Here is a 23581-nt window from a genome sequence, read left to right on the forward strand (position 1 = left end):
GGGCAGCTCCCATCGAGAACGCACAGATCTTGGTTCCCGCGCCAACAAGTGCGACGTTTTCTCGGTGCACGGTGCAGTGACACCGCTGTGGCGCCGGTCATAGATTCGCTGTGCGCGTCCGAGCCAACGCTGGCCGGCGCGGTTCGACGGAAGTGACTGACCACCATGATTGCAACGACGCAGCCACTGCGCCGCACCCTGTGCGGACTCGGTATCGCCGCGGGCCTCACCGCGGCCTCGGTTCTCGGCACGGGCACGGCGAGTGCCGACCCGGTGCTGGAACCGACCATCGCCTCGCTGGCCGAATACCTCGACGCCGGCATGGCCACGGCCCCCGACGGCCGCAGGCCCACCGCCATCGCCGACACCGGCAGCGCCTCGGGCAGCAGCTCCGGATCGGCGGGCAGCCGCGCGTCCGATGCCGTCGGCGAGGGCCCGGAGATGTCGGCCTACCTGCCCGCCTTCGCCTACGGCCTGCTGCACCCCGACGCCGCGCCGCCCGGCGCCAACCGCTGGGACTGCAAGCCGAGCGCACAGCACCCGCGTCCCGTCGTGCTCCTGCACGGCACCTGGCTCAACGCCTACGACACCTTCTCCTACCTCGCGCCGCGCCTGGCGAAGGCCGGGTACTGCGTGTTCACCCTGAACTACGGCAAGTCCGGGCTGCTCGAGGGCGGCGGCCTCGGCGCCGTGCTGCCCGGCCGCTACGGCGTCGGGCCGATGGCCGACTCGGCGCAGCAGGTCGCGGCGTTCATCGAGCGGGTGCGGGCGGCCACCGGCGCCGACCAGGTCGACATCGTCGGCCACTCCCAGGGCGGCACGATCGCCAACCACTACCTCAAGTTCGACGGCGGCCAGGGCAAGGTCGGCAAGCTGGTCACCTTCGGCGCCACCCACCACGGCACCGCGCTGCTCGGCATCGCCACCCTCGGCCGCATGATCAACAACGCCGGCATCGACATCCTGGGCTTCTACCGGCCGATCATCGGCGTCGCCAATGTCGAACAGGCCATCGGCTCGCCGTTCTACAGCACGCTCAACGCGGGCGGTGACACAGTGCCCGGCGTCGCCTACACGGTCGTCGGTTCCCGCTACGACGAGGTGATGAACCCCCTCGACCTGGCCTTCCTGCGCGCCGGGCCCGACGCCACCGTCGACAACATCGCCCTGCAGGACGGCTGTGAGCAGGACATCTCCGACCACCTGACCATGATGTACTCCCCGCGCGCCGCCTCGATCGCGCTGCGGGCCCTCGACCCGGAAGGCGGTCTCGCCTTGACCTGCACGTTCAATCCCTGGTTCTTCGGTGGCGGCGGCACGTTGTGAGGCTCGACCCGCTCGCGCTGACGCAGTGGAGCACCGCACCGCTGCTCCCGCCCGACGACCCGTTCTACGCCACCCCGCCCGGCGCCGAGCTGCTCGCGCCGGGCACGGTGGTGCGCTCGCGTTCGGTCGAGCTGGCCCTGTTCGGGCTGGTGCGCCAGCGGATCGCGGCCTGGCAACTGCTGTACCGGACCTGCGATCTCGACGGCGCGCCCGAGGTCGCGGTGACCACGGTGCTGCTGCCGTGGGGCGCCGACCCCACGCGTCCGCGTCCGCTGGTCTCGTTCCAGTGCGCGATCGACGCCGTCGCCCCGCAGTGCTTTCCCTCCTACGCGCTGCGGCTCGGCGCGCAGACCACCGGCTCGATCGCGCCGCTCGAACTGCCGATCGTGGCGATGGCGCTGCGGCAGGGCTGGGCGGTGTCGGTGCCCGACCACGAGGGGCTCGGCGGCCGGTTCGGCGCCGCCCGCGAGCCCGGCTACCGGGCGCTGGACGGGATCAGGGCCGCGCTCGGCTTCGTGCCACTCGGGCTGACGCCGACGACCCCGGTCGCCCTGTGGGGCTATTCCGGCGGCGGCCTGGCGACGGCGTGGGCGGCGGAGCTGGCCGCCGAGTACGCGCCGGAGCTGAACATCGTCGGCGCTGCGGCCGGGTCGCCGGTCGGTGACCCGGCGGCGGCGTTCGTCCGCCTCAACGGTGGCTGGTTCGCCGGGTTCCCCGCCGCGTTCGTCGCCGGCCTGCGCCGCGCCTACCCCGATCTCGATCCGGTCCTGGACGACCACCTCGACGACCGGTACCGCGCCCTGCTCGGCGAGGCCGAACAGCGCACCACCTTCGCGCTGCTGTGGCGGTTCGCCCGCCGCGATGTCGCCCGGCACCTGCGCGAGGGGCTGGCCGGGCTGCTCGCCGAACCGGCCCTGCGCCGCATCCTCGCCGACATCGAGCCCGGCACCAGGGCGCCCGCCGCTCCGCTGCTGGTGGTGCAGGGCGTGCGCGACGAGGTGATCGCCGTCGCCGACATCGATGCCCACGTCCGGCGCTATCGCGAGGCCGGCGCCACGGTCGAATACCTGCGCGTGCGCCGCGGCTCGCATCTGCCGCTGGAGTTCCTGGTGGTTCCGGTCGTGCTCGCCTGGCTGGCCGACCGGTTCGCCGGTCATCCGGTGACGCCGGGGACGGCCACGGTCGCCTCCGTCGCCCGCGACGGCACCGCGCTGCGCGCCCACCTCGGCTTCCTCGCCCTGGTCGCGGGCATGATCGGCGGCCGACCCATCCGTAGCGCGGGCGAATAGGTGTGACCATATGTCCCGCTATGTATTCGTGATCGGTGCCCCTATTTTTCGGGGCATCGGAAATTCGACCTTATCGGATGAGCGCAACATGAATCTCATGCGATTCTCATAATCCCCTCAGAAACGTGAGGTATTCGGGTAAAACCGCAGGTGGTAATAGGTTTACAAGGGTTGTTGTTACGCGGGTCACGAATTCCGGAATTTCGTAACTCGCGGCGTTTCGGCGTCGATAGGTCATCTGTAAGCCAGCTCCGGCTGGGCCTATGCGAGAAACAGAGGAATTATTATGATCCCCGTTATCATCGACACCGGTAGCGCCGCCCTGAACGGCCTCTTCGACACCCTCGGCGCCGCCCTGCACGGCCTGGTCGACACCCTGTGGACCGGCTCCTTCGGCGGCTGAGCAAGCCTCCAGGTCGATGAAACGACCGGGTCCGCCCTGACAGCGTGACCGACGAGAAGGCCCCGCACCTGTCCAGGTGTGGGGCCTTCCCGCGTTCGTGGGGTCAGTGCGTGTGCGGCACCCGGCCGGTCGATACGTGCTTGGGTCCGTGCGGCTCGCCGCAGTGGCTGTCGTCGTCGACCGCGCCGATCCCGATGACCGCCGGCCTGGCGTGGTCGACCTGCAGGGTGACGTGCTCGATGTGGTGCTCGTGGTCGAGCATGTGCGCGATGTCCTCGCGGACCGCGTGGCAGTCGTGCCCCGGCTGCACGAGCACGTGCGCCGACAGGGCGGGGGAGCCGGAGGTGATCTCCCAGATGTGCAGGTCGTGCACCTCGGTCACGCCGTCGCGCGCGGCCATGTCGCGACCGACCCGCTCGGGGTCGAGGTAGTCGGGGGCGGCCTCGAGGAAGATCCGGCTCGACGCCCGGATCAGCCCGATGCCCGCCTTGATCATCAGCGCCACCACGATGAGGGTGGCGACCACGTCGGCCTGCACCCAGCCGGTGAGGATGATGACCAGGCCCGCTACGGCGGTCGCGATGAACGCGAACAGGTCGTTGAGGATGTGCTGGTAGGCGCCCTCGACGTTCAGGCTGGTCCGGTCGGCGCGGCTGATCATCCACGTCGCCAGGACATTGACCACGATGCCGATCAGCGCGGTCACCAGCACCAGGGTGCCGTGCACCTCCGGCGGCTCGAACAGCCTGCGGATCGCCTCGTAGCCCAGCCACAGCGCCAGCAGGAGCAGCGTCAGGCCGTTGGCCTGCGCCGACAGGATCTCCACCCGCTTCCAGCCGAAGGTCATCCGGCCGGTGGCCGGGCGCTTGGCGAGCCGGATCGCCACCAGCGCCAGCACGATGGAGGCGGCGTCGGTGGTCATGTGCGCCGCGTCGGAGAGCAATGCCAGCGAATCGGCCACGATGCCGACGATCACCTCACCGATCAGGAAGGTGACGATCACCGCCAGCGCGCCGGCCAGCCATCGCTTGTCGCTGTCGGCCGACACCCCGTGGTCGTGTCCGTGTCCTGCGCCCATCGTGTTCACCTCTCCCTGCGGTTCGATCGGTCGCTATCGTATGCATACATCGCTATGTATGCAATTCGTTCTTGATTCGCCGCGGTCCGGGGTGGGCATCGTCGCTGGTCATCGGCCTGTGGCCGCCCGATCATCCGGTCCGGATCCAGCCTAGGCCCGCGAGCGCCGCCGTGGGGAACCACCACCGCGCGGTGCGGGAATCACTCTCGCGAGGGAGGCGCGGCGCGCGGTCGCCGGTCAGACTGGATCGTCGTGGGCCTGCCTCGGAAACCCCCGGAACCGATCGACGCGCTGATCGCCGCCATCGTGACGGTCGTGACCGTCGGACCCGCCGCCGTGGCCGGTGCGCCGTGGTGGATCGTCGGGCTGTCGGTGCTCGCCTCGGTCCCGGTGCTCTGGCGCCGCCGGGCGCCGCTGGCCACCCTCGGCGTGGTCGGACCCGCGATCACCGCGCTGGCCTGCGCGCACGCCATGCCCGTGCTGCCGTTCGGCACCGTCGTGTGCGTGTACACGATCGCCGCCTCCTGTTCGGCGATCCAGCGCCGGATCACGTTCGTGCTGGTCGCGGCCGGGATTCTCGTCTCGCTCCTGGTGCCGAACGAGCCCGTCGACTCCTACGGCTACGCCGCCATGTCGTTCCTGACCGCGTGGGCGCTCGGCGCCGGGGTGCGGGCTCGGCAGGCCCAGATCGATGTCCTCGCCGAGCGGGCCCGCCGCCTCGACGAGGAACGGGCCGCCGCCGTGGCCAGAGAACGGCTGCGCATCGCCCGCGACATGCACGACGGGCTCGCCCACACCGTCGGCGCCATGATCCTGCGCGCCGAGACCGGCCCCCTGCTCGCGCACCCCGACGCCGCCTTCGCCGCGATCGCCGACGACGGCCGCGCCGCCCTGCGCGAACTCCGGCACAGCATCGGCGCACTCCGCGACGGCGACGACCCACCCCACCCGCCGGGCGTGGCCGCCGTCGCCGATCTCGTCGCGCGGGCCGAGCGCCCCGGCCTCGCCGCGCACTACACCGAACACGGAACGCGCGCGCCGATCGCACCGCAGACCGAGGCCGCCGCCTACCGGATCGTGCAGGAGGCGCTCACCAATACCGGCAAGCACGCGCGGGCGAGCCGGGTCGAGGTCGCGGTGCGCTGGTCCGCGGACCGCCTCGGGGTCAGCGTCGTCGACGACGGCACCGGCCCGTCCCGCTCGGACGCCACCGGATTCGGCCTGCTCGGAATGCGCGAGCGCGTGCACGCCTGTGGCGGCGTGCTCCGCGCTGGCCCGACCGCCACCGGATTCACCGTCGACGCGGAACTGCCACTGGCGCAGGGGAAGTGAGCATGCGGGTACTCATCGTCGACGATCAGGAACTGTTCCGCACCGGCTTCCGCCTCATCCTGGACGCCGAACCCGATATCGAGGTCGTCGGGGAAGCCGCCGACGGCCTCGACGCGGTGGCCGCGGCCCGACGGCTGCGGCCCGACGTGGTGGTGATGGACGTCCGGATGCCCCGGCTCGACGGCGTCGCCGCGACCGCCCGGATCTGCGCGGAGTCCGACGCGAAAGTCCTGGTGCTGACCATGTTCGACCTGGACGACTACGTCTACTCGGCCCTGCGCGCCGGCGCGAGCGGATTCCTGCTCAAGGACGCCCGCCGCGCCGAACTGGTCGCCGCCGTCCGCGTCGTCGCGGCGGGGGAGGCCCTGCTCGCCCCCTCGGTGACCCGTCGCCTGATCGCCGAGATCGCCCGCACCCGCCGCCCGGAGGCCAGCGCCCACCTGGCGGCCCTCACCGCCCGCGAACGCGACATCCTGCGCGAACTCGCCGCGGGCCGCTCGAACGCGGAACTGGCCGCGCGCTTGGTCGTCACCGAGCACACCGTGAAAACCCATGTCAGTTCGGTGCTGTCGAAGCTCGGCTTGCGCGACCGGGCGCAGGCGGTGGTGTTCGCCTACGAATCCGGGATGGTGGCGCCCGGCGACAACGGGCTGCCGGGACGCTGATCTCCCTCGCGGGAGGGAGGCGGGACCGCTCGCCAGGGCGATGTGCGCGGTACCGCTCGCCGCCGATCATCGAGCAGTGACCCTCTCGACGAAAAGATCTGTCCACGTGGGTATCTGGTGCGCTGCCACGGTGATCTCAGCAGGGCTGTGGGCGGTGGGAACCGGCCTGCACCCGATTCCCTTGGTCGCGTTCCTCGCCCCGCTGCCGGTGCTGTGGCTGGCACCGCGCTACCCCGCCCCGGCCGTGTACGCGGCGGCGGCACTGTCCTGGCTCGGCGGGACCGCCCGCTACTGGCCGTATTTCGTGCGGACACTGGAACAGCCGATCCTCGCCGCCGCCGTGCTGCTGGGCGGCAGCGCCCTCGCCTACGGGGCGTGCGTCCTGCTGTTCCGCAGGCTGCTCACCCGCGGGCGAATCGGACTCGCGGCACTCGCCTTCCCCGCCGCTTGGACCTGCGCCGAGTACCTGTATCGCCTGGTCGGCGGGGTCGGCGCGTGGTGGAGCATCGGCTACTCCCAGGCCGAGGTGGGACCGATCGTGCGGATCGCGGCGGTCACCGGCGTCGCGGGCATCACCTTCCTCCTGCTCGCGGTGCCCGCTGTCATCGTGGCTGTGACAGTGCCTCGGACGCGAAGCACGCGGTGGCGGACAGGTGACGGCCCCTCCAGGACACCGTATGAGGTTCGAAGAATAAGGCGGCGTTGGACTATCGGTATCGCGGCTGTCCTGGCGCTCGGCGCCGGCGCGGCGGGTGCTGTGTGCTCGACCGCTGAGGGGCCCGTCGTCCGGGTCGCCCTCGTTGCGCTGGCGCAACCGCCTCTGTACGTACCGGTTGGCTCCGCTTCCGGCGCGGCGATGATCGCGGAGGCGGTGACGATGGTCGAGCGTGCGGCCGATCAGGGCGCCGAGGTCGTCGTCTTGACCGAGAAGGCTTGGCACGCAACGTCCTCTGATCTGGCTCGGCTGAGTGGGCCACTGGACGACGTCGCCAGGCGGCGCGGGGTGCATGTGGTGGTGGGGCTGGAACTGGAACAGCAGGGCGGCACCGTCAATGCCGCCATCGCCTATCCGGGCGAAACCATCTATGCCAAAAGGTATCTGGTGCCCGGCCTCGAAGCAGGCTTGCAGGTAGGCCGGGCCGTGGTGCCGGTACCCGGCCGCCCATGGGCCCTCGCGATCTGCGCCGATCTCGACCACCCCGACCTCGTCCGCGAGAACCGCGCGAACGGCGCGACCGTCCTGCTCGCTCCTGCGTTGGACTTCACCGTCGACCATTGGCTGCACAGCCGCATGGCCGTCGTGCGGGCCGTCGAATCCGGCATCGCCATCGCCCGGCCCGCGCAGCTGGGCGAACTGCTCGGCGTCGACGCGCAGGGCCGCGTCGACGTCTCGGTCGAGACCGGCATCACCGAAACCCGCATGGCGATCACCGATCTCGGCACCAGCACCGCCGGCACGCCGTACGCCCGCTGGGGCGACTGGTTCGGCGTGCTGACGCTCACGCTCACGGTGCTCGGAGTCGTCGCGGCCCGGCGCCGCCCGATCACGGCCGCCAGCCGGTAGCCGCCACCCAGGTAGCCAGGTCCTGGAGCCCGGGGTGGGCGGTGCGCAGCGCGGCCAGGTCGAGCGGCTCGTCGGGGCTCTCGTTGAAGTACGCGAACATCTTGCCCACCTGCTCGTCGAAGGCGCGCACCGCCTCGATCGGCACCTGCACGCTGCGTGCGGGCAGTCCGGCCGCCGCCCCGAAGACCTCGGCGATCTGCGGCGGGGTCAGCCGGTCACCGGCGATCGACACCGTGCGTCCCAGGTACTCGGCGCGGTGGGTCAGGGCGAGCGCGGCGAACGCGCCGATATCGCGGACCGAGATCAGCGAGATCGGAATATCCGCGCGCACAGCGAGATTCACCAGCAGCGTGCCGGAATCGTCGAGCACGGGGCGATTGAACGACCGGAAGTTGTCCATGAAGAACACCGGCCGCAGGATCGTCGCGGGGACGCCCTGCGCGGCGATGTACTCCTCGAGGTGCGTCTTGGCGGCGTAGTACTCCACCCCCGAGTCCTCCCCGGCGCCCCGCAGCGAGCTGTACACCAGATGCTCGATCCCACTGTCGCGAGCCAGATCGATCACCAGCTCACCCCGCCGCTGCTCCGCGGCGATCCCGGCCGCCGTGATGTGGACACCTTCCATCATGGTCAGCATCAGGAACACGCTGCCGCTGCCGTCCAGCGCCGCCTTCACACTGCCCGGATCGTCCAGATCACCCACCACCAGCTCGGCACCCTCGGCCCGCAGCGTCAGCGCCCCCGCCGATTCCGGATCCCGCACGAACGCCCTGACCCGCGCTCCCCGTTCGAGCAGCGCCGTCGTCGTCGCCCGCCCCTGCTGCCCGGTAGCGCCGATCACCAGCACCGGTTCGTTGTCGTTACTCATCGTCGTACTCCCTTGTCCGGGATGACCTTTCGCGATCACCTCTCGTCTACGACGGTAAGTCGCCAGCGCTCACTGGTCCTGGCACCGATACTGCTACCCAGAACATCACTGTTCGCCGAGACAACGGGAGCGCCATGAGCGAAAATCGCCGCACCGAACTCGCCGAGTTCCTCAAAGCACACCGGTCCCGGTTACAGCCTTCCGACGTCGGCCTCCCCGCGGATATGACTCCCGGGCGGCGGCGGACCCCGGGCCTGCGGCGGGAAGAAGTCGCCGAGCTGGCCGGCGTCAGCCTCAGCTGGTACACCTGGCTCGAGCAAGGTCGCAAGATCGCGGCCAGCCCGCAGGTGGTCGACGCGCTTGCGCGGGCGCTGCATCTGGACGCCACCCAGCACCGGCAGCTCCGCAGGCTCGCGGGGTTCGCCGATCCGGTCGTGCGGTATCAGACCGGCGACGAAATCTCGCGCCTGCAAAGGCTTGTCGACACAATGTCTCCGACCCCCGCCGTGGTGCACGACGCGCGACTGGATTTCGTCGCATGGAACACCGCGTTCAGCCGGATCCGCACCGACCCGGCCGCCCTGCCCCCCGACCGCCGGAATCTGCTGTGGTGGATGTACACCGACCACCGCAACCGCGCCATGATGCGCCGCTGGGAACCCGCCGCCCGAGCGATCCTCAGCCAGTTCCGCGTCCTGCTCGGCAACACCCCCGGCGACCCACGCCTGACCCGGGTCGTAACCGAACTGAGCACGGCCAGTGCGGAATTCCGTACCTGGTGGTCGGAGTACCCGGTCCAGGACTTCCAGCCGACCACCATCGGCATCGACCACCCCGATGCAGGTCCGATCGACCTGGAACTCTTCCAATTCCGCCTGGTCGAGAACCCGGAACTGCTACTTGTCGTCCAGCTTCCGGCCACCGACGACGACCGCGAACGAATCAACGCCTACCTGAACAGGTGAACTCGATCAGGTGGCGCGGCGCGTTCGAGTTCACCCGGCCACTGGGCGGCGCGGCGGTCGTCCACCTTGCGGGATGGACGAGCCCTGGATACGTTGACGCCATGATTCTTTCCACTGAGAAGGGCGTCGTGCGCCTCGGGCGATGATCCCCGAAAGGGCCCAGACCCCAGACGCCCGCCGCCACGCGGGTGTCGGGTCGACCGCCCGAGATCGCCAGCGCCTGCGACGCAAGCGTTCGACAACAATCAGCGAAATCGGGTTCGACTATCGCCCAGGACCGCCCGGACGAACCGACGTCCACCAGATCATGCCCCGCATCGACACCATCCCCCTGACCGATCTCATCGATACCTTCGAAATCTGCGCCGGCATGGAGCCTGCGGGTGACGCGTATGGCGGCCTCGTTCCAGTGTTCTTCCGGTTGGAGCCAGCAATAGACCATTTCCACGGGTCCTCCTACGTCATGCGGCAGAAAGCCCCCGTACTCGCCTGCAGCTGCGGGGAAATGGGCTGCTGGCCACTACTGACGCGCATAACCCTGACCGGCGACCTCGTCGTGTGGGATTGCTTCGAACAGCCCCACCGCACCACTCGTGACTACACCGCACTCGGCCCATTCCTGTTCGACCGCGATCAGTACGACAAAGCTCTCCAGGAACTCGACGCCGCGATCTCCGTCAGCGAATGACGCGCCCAAGTCGCACTTGGCATCTCGCAATGCCGATGAGCGGATATCAGTCGGCGAACTCGGCTGCGGCCTGCGCGGTGACCGGGGTGAAGAGGTTGATCAGGTTGCCGTCGGGATCGCGGAACAGCAGCGACCGGTTTCCCCACGGCATCGTCGTCGGCTCGTTGACGAAGTCCTCGACCGTGTCGCGCAACCGCCGGTAGTCGGCATCGATGTCGGGGACCAGGAATTCGATGATCGCCGTGTGATTTTCGGCTGGGTGCGCGCTGCCCGCGGCGAACAGCGCCACGGTGCGGGTGCTGCCGATCGCGAGGGTGCCGGCCGGTGTGACGATCTCGGCGAAATCCGGTGTAGCCCAGTTCGGTTCGACGCCGGTCACGTGGCGATAGAAACTGACCAGCCGCTGGATGTCGTCGGTGATCAGACGGATCGAGACGAGCTTCATGGTGTGCTCCTGCTGTCGGATGCGGGGGAGGGTTCCACCGCCGCACGCCACGGTAGAGCCGATACCGGACAGTTTCCGCCCGGTATTGATGCGAGAATTTCCCGATGACGCGCCCCACCGCCCGAGTGCTGGCCCTGCTCGAGCTGTTGCAGACCGGCGGTACCCATACCGTCGGCGAACTCGCCGGACGGCTCGGCGTCGATGAACGCACCGTGCGGCGCTACGTCACCCATCTCACCGACCTGGAGATCCCGGTCCGATCGGTGCGGGGCCGCTACGGGGGATACCGGCTCGCGCCCGGCTACCGAATGCCACCGCTGATGCTGACCGACGACGAGGCGGTGGCCGTGCTCCTCGGGCTCCTCACCGGCCGCGGCGCCGACCGGCCGACAGCGGCCACCCGCGCGGCCGACAGCGCGACGGCCAAACTCCGCCGTGTCCTCCCCTCACACCTGACGGCCCGGCTGGACGCCCTGATCGACACCGTCGAATTCACCGCCGACGCGCGCCCGGAAGTGCCGGTCGAGACCCCCGTCCTGCTCCGGCTCGCCGAGGCCACCCGCGAGCAGCACCCGGTCGCCATCGAGTACACCGACCGGAACGGACGGTCCAGCAGCCGGACCGTGCACCCCTACGGGCTCGTCGACCACTCCGGCCGGTGGTATCTGACCGGGATGGACAGCAACAGCGAGGAACTACGCCAATTCCGGCTGGACCGCATCACCGCGGTAATCACCCAGCCCGGAACATTCGCTCCGCCAGCCGAATTCGAGCCCGCCGCTCATCTGCTTTCCGCCTTGGCCACCGCGCCCTACCGGCACGAGGTATCGGTCCGAGTCCAGGGCACACTCACCCAGGTCCGCCCCCTGCTCCCCGCGACGATCGCGACCGTGCACGAGATCGACTCCGGGCCCGCTGACACCGACCCGTGGGTCCGAATCCGAATCCACGCCGAACGACTCGACTGGATCCCCGCCCTCCTCGCCGGCCTGAACCGCCCGTTCATCATCGAACACCCCGCCACCCTCAACGACGCCGTCCGCGCCCTGGCCGACCGACTGACCGCAGCCGCCGACGGCCGATACTAGGTAGCAGCCGGGACGCTCGGAAACGCCGCGGATCGCGAGGGCTGTTCAGCGACTGAGGAATGGCGATGTCCTCGATCAGTCCTCCTGATCGGGCCAGGCGTCCTCGACGATCACCTGCCCGGCTTCATATCGGTCCGCGACCGCCGCGCAGGAATAGGTCGGCCAGAACGACACCGCGCCGGTCGCCTTGTCGATGACGTACACCGAGCCGCCGACCGGAAGTGGCCGGTCGATGGGTGCGTGCAGTGGTCTGATCTCGAAGGCGACGAAGCCGGTCGCGAATTCGACGATGCGCCGCTCGGTGTCCGGCTGCGGCGGTGGTAGGTGGTCGGCCGCTAGGCGGGTGGCCTCGGCCCGGTCGACCGGCGTTTGCGCGTCGGTCGGGTATGCATGGATGTCCACGTTTTCTCGCTCCCTCGCCGCGATTGTCGTCGCCGATTCCCGCTCGCGCCAGGGAATGGGTGGAAAAGAGCGAGCCCGGCGGCCCTGCTCCCCCCTCCTGGAGCAGGCCCTGGCCGGGCTCGCGAAACGAGTGTCGCGTCCGGGGCCAGCAGGATTCTGAAGAGCGGCTTAACGTCGCTCGTTGTCATCGGGGCGGTGCGCGGCGATAACCCCATATGAAGGACAACTCCTGCGGTGCGCACTGCGCGCGCCTGTGTACCCCCGACGGGCTGGCCGAGGTGCTGGCCGCCGACCGTGGCCTGCTGCACTGGCGGGCGATGCGCAGTCTGGGCGATCCCGGCCTGGCCGAGCACGCCGTGCAGGAGACGCTGCTGCGCGGCTGGCGGTCCTGTCGCGACTTCGATGTGCGCAAAGGCAGCGTGCGGACCTGGTTGCTGGCGATCGAACGTAATGTCGTCGTCGATATCGTGCGGGCGCGGGCCGCCCGGCCCGGTGACGTCGGCTGGGACGACATCACCGAGGTCGCCTGCGTCGGCCGACCGGATTTCGCCGACGGGCTCGTCGACGGCCTGCTGGTCGATCAGTTGCTGGCCCGGCTGCCCGAGCCGCAGCGGGCCGCGGTCGTCGAGGTGATCCTGCACGATCGCGGTTACCGGGAGGTGGCCGCGGACTTCGGGGTGCCGGTGGGGACGGTGAAGACCCGCGTGCACTACGCGCTGCGCTCGCTGCGGCAATTGCCCGACGTTGCCTGATTCGGTCGACGAGGCCCATGATCTGGGCGTTTGACCAGCGCTAACCTGCCCTTTTCTCCCGTCACATTTCGGTAACGGTGCTTGCTCTGTAGTTGCTCACGTTGCAAGAGTGAACCACTGGGTTTGGTGTTACCAATGGGAAGGGAGGGGTGCTCCGTTCCGGAGCACCGACCGAACATGCAACCAAACATCATCAAGGCCGGTCTCTGCTCCACCGTCTCCGCCGCGGTCGTCCTGTCGCTGACGGGGCTGGTGCCCGCGACGGCGCACGCCGCGCCGGAACCCGCCGCCAGCGATCAGCTCGCGGGCAAGACGATCTTCCTCGACCCGGGTCATCAGGGAACGGCGCACGCGGAGGATCTGAGCCGCCAGGTCGACAACGGGCGCGGTGGCACCAAGGACTGCCAGACCACCGGCATGACCTCGCTCAACGGCATTCCCGAGCACACCATCAACTGGGAGGTCGCCCAGCTGGTGAAGGCCTCGCTGCAGGCGCTCGGCGCCGAGGTGGTGCTCAGCCGCGCCGACGACACCGGCTGGGGCGGCTGCGTCGACGATCGCGCCCGCGCCGCCAATCAGTCCGGCGCCTCGGTCGCGGTGAGCATCCACGCCGACAGCGCCCCCGCCGAGCAGCGCGGCTTCCATCTGATCGTGCCGCAGCTGCCGATCCCCGACACGCTCGCCGACCAGGCGCAGGCCGGTGCGGGCCGCGCCGTGTCGGCGTCCGTCCGCGACGCCTATCTCGCCTCCGGTTTCCCGTCGGCCACCTATGCCGGTGTCAGCAATGGGCTGCAGACCAGGGCCGATGTGGCCGGGCCCGCGCTGACCCAGGTGCCGCTGGTCTTCGTGGAGATGGGCAACGGCGCCAATGCCGAGGACGCCGCGCTGCTCGAATCGCGCGAGGGTCAGCTGAAGCACGCCGTCGCGATCGCGACGGGTGTGGTGGGTTTCCTGCTCAACAAGCCGGTCTCGGGGACGGTGCCCGCCTCCGTCCCGGACTCGAAGCCCGCAGATGGCCGTATCCCCGCCGCGACCCCCGCTCCGGACCCGGCCGCGCCGACCACCCCGGCCCCGCAACCCGGCCAGGCGGCGGACCCGAACCCCGCCGATCCGACCCCGGCCGACCCCGCCCCGGCTCCGGCGGCGAACCCGAATCCGGCCGATCCGGCCCCCGCGCCGGCGGACCCGAATCCCGCGGATCCGGCTCCCGCGCCAGCGGCGAACCCGAATCCCGCGGATCCGGCACCGAATCCGGTCGACCCCGCCCCGGCGGCGAACCCGAATCCGGCGCAGTCGGCCGACCCGACTCCCGCCGCACCCGCCCCGGCCGGTGCGCTCGCCGAGACTCCGGCCCCGACGAGTACGCCGCCGACCCCGGCCACTCCGCCCGCCGACGCGTCGGCGCCGCCGCCCGATGGCGCTCAGCCGCCGACCACCGAACCGACCCCGGCCCCCGCCCAGCCCGCGGCCATCCCGGCCCGCGCGGCACTGGGCGATCCGGTCTCCGCCGAACCCCGGCTCCCCGCCGGTTCCAGCGGTCACCTGACCGTCCCCGGCGGTGCTCCCGACCAGGCTCCCGCGCAGCAGCCCGCGAAGCCGCCGACCGGCTCGGGCGGGCACCTGACGATCCCCGGTGCCGCCGAGGTCCGCACCGCTGCCCCCGGCGCTCCGGCGGCGCCCGCGCCCACCCCGCGCGAGCGCGGCACCACGCCGAAGAACCAGCAGCAGTCCACCCCGGACGAGTCGGCCCCCGACCTGAGTTCGCTCGGCGGCCCGATCCTCACCGTGATGAACCTGCTGATGCCGCTGGCCAGGGCGCTGGGCATGGACAACACCGCCATCACCAGTCAGCTGATCAACCTCGCCTACACGCTCGTCGGCCTGGTCTTCGGCCCGACGAAGTAACCGCACGCGCCCGCGGCCGCCGACCCCGCCCAGGGATCGGCGGCCGCGGCCGTTCGGGCACAATCGACACGGTGATTCCTGTGGTGATCGTTGCGGGGTTTCTCGGGTCGGGGAAGACGACCCTGCTCAACTCGCTGTTGCGCAACAACCGGGGCACCCGGATCGGGGTGGTGGTCAACGACTTCGGCGCCGTGAACATCGACGCGATGCTGGTGGCCGGCCAGGTCGACGCGATGGTGTCGCTGGGCAACGGGTGCGTGTGCTGCGCGGTGGACGTCTCCGAGCTCGACGACCTGTTCGCGACCCTGGCGCAGCCGCGCAGCGCCGTCGACGTGATCGTGGTGGAGGCCAGCGGCCTGGCCGAGCCGCGCAACCTGATCCGCATGGTGGTGGCCAACCCGAATCCCCGGATCGGGTACGGCGGGCTGGTCGAGGTGGTCGACGCCGAGTTGTTCGGCGCGACCAGTGCCCAGCATCCGGAACTGGTCACGCACCTGCGCCTGGCCGATCTCGTACTGGTGAATAAGGCCGACCGGGTCGCACCCGAGGCGCTGGCCGCACTGCGCGCGCAGGTGTCGGACTGGGTGGGGCAGGTGCCGGTCTACGCGACGACGCACGGCCGGGTCGATCCCGGTCTGCTCTTCGACGAGCGGGTGCTCGCGGAACCGAAGGTGGCCCAGCAGCTGAGTTTCGACTCGCTGCTCGACGAGCACGACCACGATCACGACGACCCGGCGCACCGGCACCTGCACGACGAGTACGCGTCGGTGTCGTTCACCAGCAAGCGGGACCTGGACCCGCGCGCCCTGATCGCCTTCCTGGAGGATCCGCCGCCCGGCCTGTTCCGCGCCAAGGGCTGCGTGGCCTTCGCGGTCGCGGGGGAGCGGCGCAAGTTCGAGATGCACCTGGTCGGCAGGCACGTGGTGTTCACCCCCGGCTCCTGGGGGCGCGGCGAGGAACGCGTGTCGAACCTGGTGCTGATCGGCAGCGGCCTGGACGAGGCCGCGGCGCTGGAACGCTTGCGCGGCACCGTCTTCGAGGGCGAAGACCTCATGGACGAGCAGGCGATGCTCGGCGTCTGGCGCTACACCCCGCGGTGACGCTCAGCCGCAGGCGTTGACCCATTCGGACAGGCCGTCGGCGAACAGCTGCCGCTTCCAGATCGGCACCTCGTGCTTGATCCGGTCGACGAGCTCGGCGCAGACGGTGAAGGCCTCGGCCCGATGCGGGGCCGCGACCGCGACGACGATCGCCAGGTCGCCGATGGTGAGCGAGCCGATGCGATGGATCGCCGCCACCGGAAGTCCGTGCGCGGCGGCGACGTCGGCGCAGATGTCGGTCAGGAACCGTTCGGCCTGCGGATGCGCCGAGTACTCCAGCGCGGTCACTTCCTGACCGCCGTCGTGATTGCGGACTTTGCCGGTGAACACCACGACGGCACCGAATTCCGGTCCGTCGACGGCACTTTCGACGGCGAGGGGATCGAGCGCCTGGTCGCTGATCGCGGTCAGGCGCACCGCGCCGTGGTCATTCATGGTCGCCGCCTCCGGCTACTTGCGCGAGCAGATGGTCCAACAGGGGTTCCAGGACCGCGATCCCGTCCTTCACCCCGCCGGGCGATCCCGGCAGGTTGACCACGACGGTGCGGCCCGCCAGCCCGGCGACGCCCCGGCTGAGCGCCGCGAGCGGGAACTTCGCCGTGCCGCGCTGCCGGATGGCGTCGGCGACGCCGGGCAATTCGCGATCGAGGACGGCGCGGGTGGCCTCGGGGGTGGCATCGGTGGGGGAGGCGCCGGTGCCACCGGTGGTGATCACCAGTGTGGGCGCACCCGTGAGGGCATCGGCCAACCCCGCCGCGATCTCGGCGTCGGCATAGACGAGCGGGCCGCGTACCGAGAATCCCTGTGCGCCGAGCCATTCGGCGAGAACGGGGCCGGTGGTGTCGAGCCTGGTGCCCGCCGCCGCGCCGGTGGACGCGACCACGACCACGGCGCTGCGTGCCTCGACACCGGCGACCGGTTGGTCGGCCGCGCTCGGTGACGCCGTCGCGGTCCGCGCCTCGGGTCGCACCCAATGCCCGTGCTTGCCACCCTCTTTGGTGACCAGCCGCACCCCGTTCATCACCGCGGCGGGATCCACCGCCTTCACCATGTCGTGCAGCGTGAGCCCCGCGACGGCGACCGCGGTCAGCGCCTCCATCTCGACCCCGGTCGGCCCGGTGGTCTTCGCGGTGGCCTCGACCGTGATGGTCGTCTCGGTGAACCCGAACTCCACCTTCACCGACGACAACGCCAGCTGATGACACAGCGGGATCAGCTCGGAAGTCTTCTTGGCACCGGTGATTCCGGCCAGCCGCGCCGTCGACAGCACATCCGCCTTGGGCATCCCCTCGGCGCGTACCAGCCGGACCACCTCGGCCGTGGTCTGCAATTCGCCTGCGGCGACGGCGATCCGGGTGGTGTCGGCCTTGCCGCTGACATCGACCATGCGCGCGCGACCCTCGCGGTCGAGGTGGGACAACTCGCTCATAGCGTCAAGATTCGCACAGGGACACCCGCGGGCAGCGAGGTGACCTCGGCGGGCACATCCACGAGCACATCGGCCCAGGCCATGCCCGCGATGAGATGGGAACCGGGACCCGAGACCACTTCGACGCCGTCGTCGGTCAGCAGGCCGCGCAGATACTGGCGCCTGCCCGCGGGCGAACGCACCGGCGTCAGCAGGGTCACCTCGGCGGTGGCGGGCGCGGGCAGCCCGCCCAGCGCCCGCACCACGTCGCGGGCGAACACCGCGTAGGACACGGTGGTGCTCACCGGATTGCCGGGGAAGCTCAGCACCGGCACCCCGTCGACGACGGTGTAGCCCTGCGGTCCGCCGGGCTGCACCGCGACCGAACCGAACGTCCCGCCCAGGGGTCCCAGCACGTCCTTGACGACCTCGAAATCGCCCTTCGACACCCCACCGGAGGTGAAGACCAGATCGGCGGCGGCGACGGCGGCGCGCAGCACCGCGGTGAACTCGGCCGGATCGTCGGTGCTGTGCGCGACCTCGACGACCTCGACGCTGTCGGCCCGCAGGGCCGCGGCCAGCGCGATCCCGTTGGAGTTGTAGATCTGTCCCGGCGCCAGCTCGGACCCGGCGGGCCGGAGTTCGTCACCGGTGGTGACGCAGACCGCGCGCAGGCGGCTCAGCACCGGCACGGTCGCCAGACCGACGGCGGCCAGCGCGGCGATGTGCCGGGGCGCGAGCACCGTGCCCGCCCTGGCGACCAGCGCACCGGCGCGCACGTCGGTCCCGGCCTCCCGCACGAACTCACCGCGGGCCCGGCCCCGCTCGACCACGATCCGGCCCTCGCCCGCCTGCACGTCCTCGACCGGGACGACACAGTCGGCGCCGGGCGGGATCGGCGCGCCGGTCATCACCTTCAGCGCGGAGCCCACGGGCAGCGGCTCGGCGCCCGGCTTGCCCGCCGCCACGACCCCGGCGACCGGCAGGGTGACCGGCGTGACCGCCACATCGGCCGCCCGCACCGCGTACCCGTCCATGGCCGAGTTGCGGAACACCGGCAGATCGATCGGGGACAGCACGTCGTCGGTGAGGACGCGGCCGAGCGCGTCGGGGACCGCCACCTGCGCGGCCGGGCGGTCGGCGAGGTGGGCCAGCAGCGCGGCGACGGTGTCGCGGTACTCGTCGACGCTGCGCGCCGACGCGGTGGCGGGCCGGGGAGTCATGCTGCCAGCCTAATCGCCGTCCGACCGGCGGGTTCGGCCCGGATCGCTCACCGCGGCCGGGCGCGGGCGGTGAGCTGTCGACTTCGTGACAGATCGGCGCTCCGGACGGTTCACGTCGGGGCCGACGGGTCATACTATAGAGATGACGCTGGTCGAAATGGGGATTCCCGCTGTGCGATCGGAGCGGCCTTCCCTGGACGGCCGGCCCGAGACGCCGCTCCTCGTCGACCGCTTCGGCCGGGTCGCGCGCGATCTGCGCGTCTCCATCACCGAGAAGTGCTCGCTGCGCTGCACCTACTGCATGCCCGAGGAGGGCCTGCCGCCGATCCCACGGCAGGAGCTGCTGAGCGCCGACGAGATCATCCGGCTGGTGTCCCTCGCCGTGCGGGAACTGGGCGTGCGCGAGGTGCGCTTCACCGGTGGCGAACCGCTGATGCGGCGCGAGCTGGAGGAGATCATCGCGGGCTGTCACGCGGCGGTGCCCGACACCCCGCTGGCCATGACCACCAACGGCGTCGGCCTCGAGCACCGGGCCCGGGCCCTGGCCGAGGCCGGACTGAGCCGGGTCAATGTCTCCCTCGACACCGTCGACCGGGTCGATTTCACCCGGCTGACCCGCCGGGACCGGCTCGAATCGGTGCTCAACGGCATTCGCGCCGCCCGCGATGTCGGGCTGGCGCCGGTGAAGGTGAACGCGGTGCTGATGCGGCAGAACCTGGCCGGTGCGCCGGACCTGCTCGCGTGGTGCCTGGCCGAACAGTGCGAGCTGCGCTTCATCGAGGAGATGCCGCTCGACGCCGACCACGAGTGGGCCCGCAACAACATGGTGACCGCCGCCGACCTGCTCGACGTCCTCGGCGAACGGTTCACCCTCACCGAGGCCGGACGCGTCGATCCCTCCGCGCCGGCCGAGAAGTGGCTGGTCGACGGCGGCCCGGCCACGGTCGGCATCATCGCGACGGTCACCCGCAAGTTCTGCGACAGCTGCGACCGGACCCGGCTCACCGCCGACGGCATGCTGCGCTCGTGCCTGTTCAGCGACCAGGAGTTCGACGTGCGGACCGCGCTGCGCGCCGGTGCCGACGACGACGAGGTCGCCGAGCTGTGGCGCGGTGCCATGTGGCAGAAATGGGCCGGTCACGGTATCGACGCCGCCGGTTTCGTCCCCCCGGAACGCACGATGGGAGCCATCGGTGGTTGAGGTCCGCTACTTCGCCGCGATCGCCGACGCGGTCGGCAAGAACTCCGAATCACTCGACCTGCCCACCGGCGCGACCGTCGCCGACCTGCGCGCCTCGCTGGCGGCGGCCTACGGCACCGAGGTCGACTCGCTCGTCGGGGTCTGCGCCTTCCTGATCGGCGACGAACTCACCCGCGACCCGTCGGCCATGCTCCGCGACCGCGTCGACGTACTGCCCCCGTTCGCGGGCGGCTAGCCGGATGGTCCAGAGCGCGGCGCCCGACGTCGACACCTATCTCGCCGAACTCCCGGACGAGCGGCGCGCGGCGCTGACCCGGCTGCGCGCGCTGTGCCTGGCCGAGCTTCCCGGCTTCACCGAGGTCATGGCCTACGGCATGCCCGCCTACGAACGCGGCGGTGTCGGCGAAATCGCGTTCGCCAGCCAGAAGCAGTACATCTCCTTCTATCTCCTGCGCTCCGACATCCGCGCCGCCTTCGCCGACCGCCTGGCCCGCGAGGACATGGGCAAGGGCTGCCTGCGCTTCCGCAAGGAACCGGACTACGACCTCATCCGGGACCTGCTGCGCGCGACCGCGCCGAATGTCGGTGCGCCGATCTGCGACCCCTGATCTGCTATTTCCACCAGGTGTCGAGGGGAGTCACCGGGACGGTGCGCTTGTGCCGGGTGTTGGTGAAGATCGTCTCGACCCGGGCCGCGACCTCCGGGGTGACGTCCTTGCCCTCGAGGTAGTCGTCGAGTTCGGCGTAGCGCAGGCCGAGTGCTTCCTCGTCCGGCAGGGCGGGCCGGTCGTCCTCGAGGTCGGCGGTGGGGACCTTGGACCAGATGCTCGACGGGGCGCCCAGTTCCTGGAGCAGCGCGGCGCCCTGGCGCTTGGTGAGCCCGGTGAGCGGGGTCAGGTCGACGCCGCCGTCACCGAACTTGGTGAAGAACCCGGTGACCGCCTCGGCGGCGTGATCGGTGCCGACCACGAGCAGGTTCTCCTGCCCGGCCAGCGCGTACTGGGCGACCATCCGCTCGCGGGCCTTGATGTTGCCGCGCACGAAGTCACGCAGCCGCTCGTGGTCGAGCGCACCGGCGACCTCGGCGGCCACCGCGTCGGCGCCGGGGCGGATGTTCACCACGACCGACCGATCGGGGTCGATGAAGTTCAGGGCGATCTGCGCGTCGTGCTCGTCGGCCTGCACGCCGTAGGGCAGGCGCACGGCGAGGAACTTCGCCTCGACGCCCTCGGCGCGCAACTCCTCGACGGCGAGCTGGCACAGTCTGCCCGCCAGGGCGCTGTCCTGGCCGCCGCTGATGCCGAGGGCGAAGCCGCGCGCCGGGGTGGAGTTCAGGTAGTCCTTGAGGAAATCGACGCGGCGGCGGACCTCCTGCTTCGGCTCGATCTCCGGCAGCACACCCAACTCGGCGATGATCTGTTCACGCAGTGTCCCCATGCCGCCTCACTCTACTTGTGCGGCAGGGGAAACGACGCGGCGAACGAGCCATTCCCAGTTGTCGCCGATCTGAGCGCGGGTGTAGCCGAGGATGTCGATCTGGTGAATGACCAGCGCCGCGGACAACGTCGACAGCAGGGTGTCGGCGACCAGCGGCAGTTCCCCGGTGACCCCGGCCTCCCGCAACAGCAGCGCGACGTGCGCCTTGTGCAGGCCGTACGGCCCGCCGCCGAAGCGCCCCTTCTCCTCGGCGGCCCGGTGCAGGTCGCCCTCGACCTCGATGTCGAGCAGCCGGGTCCGCCCGAACGCGATCAGCCGCTCGACCGGGCTCGCGTCGGGGCCCAGCGGCGCGGGCCCGAACATGAACGCCGCCTGGAACTTCTGCTCGGAGTGGTCGAGCAGGGCCAGCATCAGGCCCGTGCGGTTCCCGAACCGCCGGAAGACGGTGCCCTTGCCGACGCCGGCGCGCTTGGCGACCGCGTCCATGGTCAGCCCGGCGACCCCGTGCTCGCGCACCAGCTGCTGGGCGGCGTCGAGCAGCAGCGCGCGGTTGCGCGCGGCGTCGGCGCGCTCGATCGGCTCGGCCTCGCCGGGCCGCGGCGGCCCGATCGGCAGCAGCGGCGGCTCGTCCGACCTGGGTGTGCTGTAGCTCACGCCGCTCACACGTCCTCCGCGGGAAGTAATCGGACTGGGGTCCGGTTAATGCCTGATGAAACTTCGATCATCCCACTGAGTACACCAGGAGTCGTCATGGCCGGGACCCGCATCCTCACTCTCGTCGGAAGCCTGCGCGCGGGCTCGATCAACCGCCAGCTCGCCGAGGCCGCGGTGAAGACCGCGCCGGAGGGCGCGGACATCACGATCTACGAGGGTCTCGCGGAGATCCCGTTCTACAACGAGGACCTGGACGTCCCCGGCGCGGTCCCCGCGCAGGCCGAGGCGCTGCGCGCCGCCGTCGCCGCGGCGGACGCCGTCCTGCTCGTCACCCCCGAATACAACGGCACCCTGCCCGCCGTGCTGAAGAACGCCATCGACTGGGCCTCCCGCCCGTACGCCGCGGGCGCGATCAAGGGCAAGCCGGTCGCGGTCGTGAGCGCCTCCATCAGCCCCAGGGCCGCCGAGTGGGCCCATGGTGACGCGGTCAAGGCGATCGGTGTCGCGGGCGGTGTCGTCGTCGAGGCGGCGCACGCGCGCTTCGGCACCATCGGCGAGCGTTTCGGCCAGACCCACCCGGCCCAGGACGCCGAGGCGCTGACCCAGCTCGGCGCGACCGTGCACGAACTGGTTGCCGCTGCGAACGGGACACTGGTCTCGGCGTAAGCTGCCTGTCGGCTCGAAAGGGGCGTCGCGTCCGGTGTGGACGCGACGCCCCTTTCGCGTGTCCCGCGAAGTTTGCTGAGGACTCGCCGGGATGCAGAATCGTGATCTGGACCACTGTTTTCCCAGCGTGTCGATCGCGCGTCCTGGGACTTACGGCAGGGGAATTACATCTGTGCGACTCGCAACACCTTGTGTTGTTCCAATCTGTCGGCCACTAGGTGTAGTGTCTCCAGTACTGGAAGACGGTGTGAAGCCACCACTGATCGGGCCCAAGGGAAGGGGTTACGAGCAGGGCTTTCTTCGCCAGATCCAGGAGTTTGCGCAGCATCACCGTTCGTGCACTGCATACGGATCACAGGCTGTGGATCAGGCATAGGAGAGGGAGAACCTAGATGACCATCACCGTGTACACCAAGCCCGCTTGCGTCCAGTGCAATGCCACCTACAAGGCGCTCGACAAGGCCGGGGTGGACTACGAGATCATCGACATCTCCGAGAACGCCGAGGCGCGTGACTACGTCATGGCGCTCGGCTACCTGCAGGCTCCCGTCGTCGTCGCCGGTGACGACCACTGGTCGGGCTTCCGCCCCGACCGCATCAAGTCGCTCGCCGTCGCGGCCGCTTAGGACCTTCGCCGGAAGGAGGCGTCATGCCCGAACGGACGACTCCGGGCGGGCTGGTCTACTTCTCCAGCGCTTCGGAGAACACTCGTCGTTTCGTCGAGAAGCTGGGTCTGCCGGCTACTCGGCTTCCACTGCACACCGCTGAATCGCTGCGCGTCGACGAACCCTACGTGCTGATCACCCCCACCTACGGGGGTGGTCGGCACGTCATGGGGGGCCAACGGTCCGACAAGGACCTCGTACCGCGGCAGGTCGCCAAGTTCCTCAACGACCCGCACAACCGCGCCCTGCTGCGCGGGGTGATCGCGGCCGGCAACACGAACTTCGGCGATACCTATTGCGCTGCGGGCGACATCATCTCGCGAAAATGCGGGGTGCCGTACCTGTATCGCTTCGAACTCATGGGAACCGCTGAGGACGTCGCGCGCGTCCGAGAGGGATTGGGATTGTTTTGGCAACAGCAACCACAGCACCGACCGGCAAGACTGCCCGCCTAGAG

At 70.4% G+C, this 23581-nt stretch carries 26 protein-coding genes; 17 read left to right on the forward strand and 9 right to left on the reverse strand.

Annotated elements, in window-relative coordinates; translation table 11 throughout:
* Window positions 1-165: 165 nt before the first annotated feature.
* Window positions 166-1326, forward strand: a complete 1161-nt coding sequence (locus ACFYWJ_RS13280; RefSeq protein ID WP_355282333.1) for an alpha/beta fold hydrolase — start codon at window positions 166-168, stop codon at window positions 1324-1326.
* Window positions 1323-2615 (forward strand): lipase family protein, encoded by a 1293-nt coding sequence (locus ACFYWJ_RS13285; protein WP_355282331.1) that lies wholly within the window; start codon window positions 1323-1325, stop codon window positions 2613-2615. The genes ACFYWJ_RS13280 and ACFYWJ_RS13285 overlap by 4 nt, the downstream gene beginning before the upstream one ends.
* Window positions 2616-3121: 506 nt before the next feature.
* Here ACFYWJ_RS13285 and ACFYWJ_RS13290 read toward each other — a convergent pair.
* Window positions 3122-4096 (reverse strand): cation diffusion facilitator family transporter, encoded by a 975-nt coding sequence (locus ACFYWJ_RS13290; RefSeq protein WP_355282329.1) that lies wholly within the window; start codon window positions 4094-4096, stop codon window positions 3122-3124.
* A 252-nt stretch (window positions 4097-4348) separates the two neighbouring features.
* Here ACFYWJ_RS13290 and ACFYWJ_RS13295 point away from each other — a divergent pair, with 252 nt between their 5' ends.
* The 3 genes from ACFYWJ_RS13295 to ACFYWJ_RS13305 all read left to right on the forward strand — a co-directional run bounded on the left by ACFYWJ_RS13295 (window position 4349) and on the right by ACFYWJ_RS13305 (window position 7657).
* Window positions 4349-5428 carry a histidine kinase gene (locus ACFYWJ_RS13295; protein ID WP_355282326.1) on the forward strand — a complete coding sequence of 360 codons (1080 nt, stop codon included), beginning with the start codon at window positions 4349-4351 and terminating at the stop codon, window positions 5426-5428.
* Window positions 5425-6093 carry a response regulator transcription factor gene (locus tag ACFYWJ_RS13300; protein WP_355282323.1) on the forward strand — a complete coding sequence of 223 codons (669 nt, stop codon included), beginning with the start codon at window positions 5425-5427 and terminating at the stop codon, window positions 6091-6093. The genes ACFYWJ_RS13295 and ACFYWJ_RS13300 overlap by 4 nt, the downstream gene beginning before the upstream one ends.
* 130 nt (window positions 6094-6223) lie before the next feature.
* On the forward strand, window positions 6224-7657 hold the full coding sequence (locus ACFYWJ_RS13305; protein WP_355282320.1) for a nitrilase-related carbon-nitrogen hydrolase: 1434 nt from the start codon (window positions 6224-6226) through the stop codon (window positions 7655-7657).
* Here the strand turns inward: ACFYWJ_RS13305 and ACFYWJ_RS13310 are convergent.
* On the reverse strand, window positions 7638-8525 hold the full coding sequence (locus ACFYWJ_RS13310) for an NmrA/HSCARG family protein (RefSeq protein WP_355282318.1): 888 nt from the start codon (window positions 8523-8525) through the stop codon (window positions 7638-7640). The genes ACFYWJ_RS13305 and ACFYWJ_RS13310 overlap by 20 nt on opposite strands.
* Before the next feature lie 134 nt (window positions 8526-8659).
* Between ACFYWJ_RS13310 and ACFYWJ_RS13315 the strand changes: the two genes are divergently transcribed.
* Together ACFYWJ_RS13315 and ACFYWJ_RS13320 are read left to right on the forward strand one after the other, a co-directional pair.
* Window positions 8660-9490 carry a helix-turn-helix transcriptional regulator gene (locus tag ACFYWJ_RS13315; protein WP_355282315.1) on the forward strand — a complete coding sequence of 277 codons (831 nt, stop codon included), beginning with the start codon at window positions 8660-8662 and terminating at the stop codon, window positions 9488-9490.
* 307 nt (window positions 9491-9797) lie between these two features.
* Window positions 9798-10178: a hypothetical protein gene (locus ACFYWJ_RS13320; RefSeq protein WP_355282312.1), complete on the forward strand. Its 381-nt coding sequence runs from the start codon at window positions 9798-9800 to the stop codon at window positions 10176-10178.
* Between the two features lie 46 nt (window positions 10179-10224).
* Here ACFYWJ_RS13320 and ACFYWJ_RS13325 read toward each other — a convergent pair whose 3' ends face one another.
* A complete protein-coding gene (locus ACFYWJ_RS13325; RefSeq protein ID WP_355282310.1) occupies window positions 10225-10623 on the reverse strand; it encodes a VOC family protein in 399 nt (132 codons plus the stop codon).
* A gap of 104 nt (window positions 10624-10727) precedes the next feature.
* On the opposite strand from ACFYWJ_RS13325, the gene ACFYWJ_RS13330 reads away from it, so the two are divergent.
* Window positions 10728-11711, forward strand: coding sequence for a YafY family protein (locus ACFYWJ_RS13330; RefSeq protein WP_355282307.1), 984 nt, complete (start codon window positions 10728-10730; stop codon window positions 11709-11711).
* A 75-nt stretch (window positions 11712-11786) separates the two neighbouring features.
* Here the strand turns inward: ACFYWJ_RS13330 and ACFYWJ_RS13335 are convergent, their stop codons facing one another.
* Complete coding sequence (locus ACFYWJ_RS13335) at window positions 11787-12113, reverse strand: hypothetical protein (protein WP_355282304.1); 327 nt, start codon at window positions 12111-12113, stop codon at window positions 11787-11789.
* 215 nt (window positions 12114-12328) lie between these two features.
* Between ACFYWJ_RS13335 and ACFYWJ_RS13340 the strand changes: the two genes are divergently transcribed.
* From ACFYWJ_RS13340 to ACFYWJ_RS13350, 3 genes are all read left to right on the forward strand, one after another.
* The gene (locus ACFYWJ_RS13340) at window positions 12329-12865 is read left to right on the forward strand and encodes a sigma-70 family RNA polymerase sigma factor (protein WP_355282301.1); all 537 of its coding nucleotides are present in this window, start codon (window positions 12329-12331) and stop codon (window positions 12863-12865) included.
* Between the two features lie 177 nt (window positions 12866-13042).
* Window positions 13043-14770: an N-acetylmuramoyl-L-alanine amidase gene (locus ACFYWJ_RS13345; protein WP_387163304.1), complete on the forward strand. Its 1728-nt coding sequence runs from the start codon at window positions 13043-13045 to the stop codon at window positions 14768-14770.
* 80 nt (window positions 14771-14850) lie between these two features.
* Window positions 14851-15870, forward strand: coding sequence for a CobW family GTP-binding protein (locus ACFYWJ_RS13350; RefSeq protein WP_387163301.1), 1020 nt, complete (start codon window positions 14851-14853; stop codon window positions 15868-15870).
* 3 nt (window positions 15871-15873) lie between these two features.
* Here the strand turns inward: ACFYWJ_RS13350 and ACFYWJ_RS13355 are convergent, their stop codons facing one another.
* Genes ACFYWJ_RS13355 through glp form a run of 3 tightly spaced genes read right to left on the reverse strand, consistent with a single transcriptional unit; the run spans window position 15874 to window position 18501 of the window.
* On the reverse strand, window positions 15874-16305 hold the full coding sequence (locus ACFYWJ_RS13355) for a molybdenum cofactor biosynthesis protein MoaE (RefSeq protein WP_355282298.1): 432 nt from the start codon (window positions 16303-16305) through the stop codon (window positions 15874-15876).
* The gene (moaCB, locus tag ACFYWJ_RS13360) at window positions 16298-17299 is read right to left on the reverse strand and encodes a bifunctional molybdenum cofactor biosynthesis protein MoaC/MoaB (RefSeq protein ID WP_355282295.1); all 1002 of its coding nucleotides are present in this window, start codon (window positions 17297-17299) and stop codon (window positions 16298-16300) included. Before moaCB ends, ACFYWJ_RS13355 begins: the two co-directional genes overlap by 8 nt.
* Entirely contained in the window at window positions 17296-18501 is a 1206-nt protein-coding gene (gene glp / locus ACFYWJ_RS13365; RefSeq protein WP_355282292.1) for a gephyrin-like molybdotransferase Glp, read from the reverse strand. Before glp ends, moaCB begins: the two co-directional genes overlap by 4 nt.
* A gap of 142 nt (window positions 18502-18643) precedes the next feature.
* Here glp and moaA point away from each other — a divergent pair, with 142 nt between their 5' ends.
* The 3 genes from moaA to ACFYWJ_RS13380 are packed head-to-tail and all read left to right on the forward strand — an operon-like array spanning window position 18644 to window position 20310.
* On the forward strand, window positions 18644-19702 hold the full coding sequence (gene moaA, locus ACFYWJ_RS13370; protein WP_355282290.1) for a GTP 3',8-cyclase MoaA: 1059 nt from the start codon (window positions 18644-18646) through the stop codon (window positions 19700-19702).
* Window positions 19695-19937, forward strand: a complete 243-nt coding sequence (locus ACFYWJ_RS13375; RefSeq protein WP_355282288.1) for a MoaD/ThiS family protein — start codon at window positions 19695-19697, stop codon at window positions 19935-19937. Before moaA ends, ACFYWJ_RS13375 begins: the two co-directional genes overlap by 8 nt.
* Before the next feature lie 4 nt (window positions 19938-19941).
* Entirely contained in the window at window positions 19942-20310 is a 369-nt protein-coding gene (locus ACFYWJ_RS13380; protein ID WP_355282285.1) for a DUF1801 domain-containing protein, read from the forward strand.
* 4 nt (window positions 20311-20314) lie between these two features.
* Here the strand turns inward: ACFYWJ_RS13380 and nadE are convergent, their stop codons facing one another.
* Window positions 20315-21139 (reverse strand): ammonia-dependent NAD(+) synthetase, encoded by an 825-nt coding sequence (nadE, locus tag ACFYWJ_RS13385; protein ID WP_355282283.1) that lies wholly within the window; start codon window positions 21137-21139, stop codon window positions 20315-20317.
* Between the two features lie 6 nt (window positions 21140-21145).
* Entirely contained in the window at window positions 21146-21802 is a 657-nt protein-coding gene (locus tag ACFYWJ_RS13390) for a TetR/AcrR family transcriptional regulator (protein WP_387163294.1), read from the reverse strand.
* A gap of 87 nt (window positions 21803-21889) precedes the next feature.
* Between ACFYWJ_RS13390 and ACFYWJ_RS13395 the strand changes: the two genes are divergently transcribed.
* The 3 genes from ACFYWJ_RS13395 to nrdI all read left to right on the forward strand — a co-directional run bounded on the left by ACFYWJ_RS13395 (window position 21890) and on the right by nrdI (window position 23579).
* On the forward strand, window positions 21890-22459 hold the full coding sequence (locus ACFYWJ_RS13395) for an NAD(P)H-dependent oxidoreductase (RefSeq protein ID WP_355282278.1): 570 nt from the start codon (window positions 21890-21892) through the stop codon (window positions 22457-22459).
* A 392-nt stretch (window positions 22460-22851) separates the two neighbouring features.
* Entirely contained in the window at window positions 22852-23085 is a 234-nt protein-coding gene (locus tag ACFYWJ_RS13400) for a redoxin NrdH (RefSeq protein WP_355282275.1), read from the forward strand.
* 23 nt (window positions 23086-23108) lie between these two features.
* Window positions 23109-23579 (forward strand): class Ib ribonucleoside-diphosphate reductase assembly flavoprotein NrdI, encoded by a 471-nt coding sequence (gene nrdI, locus ACFYWJ_RS13405; protein ID WP_355282273.1) that lies wholly within the window; start codon window positions 23109-23111, stop codon window positions 23577-23579.
* The last annotated feature ends 2 nt before the right edge of the window (window positions 23580-23581 follow it).

The sequence above is a fragment of the Nocardia sp. NPDC003269 genome, assembly GCF_042888005.1.
In the GTDB taxonomy this organism is placed as follows: domain Bacteria; phylum Actinomycetota; class Actinomycetes; order Mycobacteriales; family Mycobacteriaceae; genus Nocardia.